This is a genomic window from Corallococcus sp. CA041A (assembly GCF_003612075.1).
In the GTDB taxonomy this organism is placed as follows: domain Bacteria; phylum Myxococcota; class Myxococcia; order Myxococcales; family Myxococcaceae; genus Corallococcus; species Corallococcus exiguus.
Map to the genome: position 1 here is coordinate 1 of NZ_RAWF01000550.1, position 1,155 is coordinate 1,155.

At 68.1% G+C, this 1,155-nt stretch carries 2 protein-coding genes; both read right to left on the reverse strand.

Going from position 1 to position 1,155, the window contains the following annotated elements:
- Positions 1-98: 98 nt before the first annotated feature.
- Positions 99-548 carry a transposase gene (locus tag D7V77_RS42070; RefSeq protein ID WP_199733999.1) on the reverse strand — a complete coding sequence of 150 codons (450 nt, stop codon included), beginning with the start codon at positions 546-548 and terminating at the stop codon, positions 99-101.
- 29 nt (positions 549-577) lie between these two features.
- Positions 578-1,048 carry a helix-turn-helix domain-containing protein gene (locus D7V77_RS42075; RefSeq protein ID WP_233597569.1) on the reverse strand — a complete coding sequence of 157 codons (471 nt, stop codon included), beginning with the start codon at positions 1,046-1,048 and terminating at the stop codon, positions 578-580.
- Positions 1,049-1,155: the final 107 nt, after the last annotated feature.

A 1,155-nucleotide genomic window follows, 5' to 3' on the forward strand; every position in this document is an offset into this window, starting at 1 on the left:
CTAAGTAGGTCGCCAGAAGTTCTCTAACAAATCGCGCAGCCAGAAGCCCTCGGCGAGGCAGCCCGCCTTGCGGAGGGCGTCCTGGGGAGAAAGGCGCACTACCCAGCGGATGGCAGCGGCGACGTGCTGCTCCATCGTCGAGTACTGCCGGTTGGCCGACACGCGCTGTTTGAGGGACGCCAGAGGTGGTCCATGCAGTTGAGCTCCGAGCGCTGCTTGGGTAGCAGCACCAGATGGACACCGAGGCGGGCGGCGAGCCGCTGAGACTTCTGCGCGGTGTGGCAGCTGGCCCTGTCGAGCACCAGGAGCAGAGGACGGCCGGGGTAGGCGGAGCGCAGGGCGTGCAAGAAGGCCATGAAGTCCTCCTGGCGGCTGCGCTGGGTGGCCATGACGACGCGCCTGCCGGAGCGAGGGTTGATGGCGCCCCACAACGTGCGCTTGGCATTCTCGCCGGTGATTCTCACCAGCGCCTGCTCGCCAATGGGCGCCCACATGGCGCGCAGCGGTGGAAACCAGCGCAGCACCGTGCTGTCCGTGACGAGCAGCACCGCGCGAGGCCACTGACGTTTGAGCCGCTTCAGACGGCGGACAAGGCCCCCTTTTTCTGCCCCGGGTGAGGCGCTGCGGTCGCGTACACGTACCGCGGCCGCTTCCACGCCAGGTTCGCCTCATGCAGCCGACGGCGCAGCGTGCGGGCGGACACCTCGACTCCTTTGCGCTTGAGGTGGGTGCGCAGCAGCGGCACCGTCCAGCCAGAGCTCGCCCAGCCAGCCTTCTCGGGGTTGCCGCGCACCACCTTGCGCAGGTGTTTCGGGGTGAGGCGCGGGGCTTTTCTGGGCCGGCCCGAGCGCGGGGCGTCCCAGAGCGCAGAGGGTGTGCGCTCCGTAAGGTAGCGCTCAAGCCAGAAGTAGACGGCCGGCCGACTCAAGGCTGCCAGGCGTGCCGCCTCGCCCGGGCCCTTCCCCTCCGCGATGAGCTTGATGGCCAGAAGACGACGGAAGTGACGGGCCTCGCGCGTCTGCCGCAGCGCCCGCTCCAGCTTCCGCATGTCGTATGCTGTCAGCCCCAGCTCGGCAGGGCTCCTTGCCGGTCGCATGCTCCAGAAACTGCGCATGCGACCCGGATTTGTCTCGGAACTTCTGGCGACCTACTTAG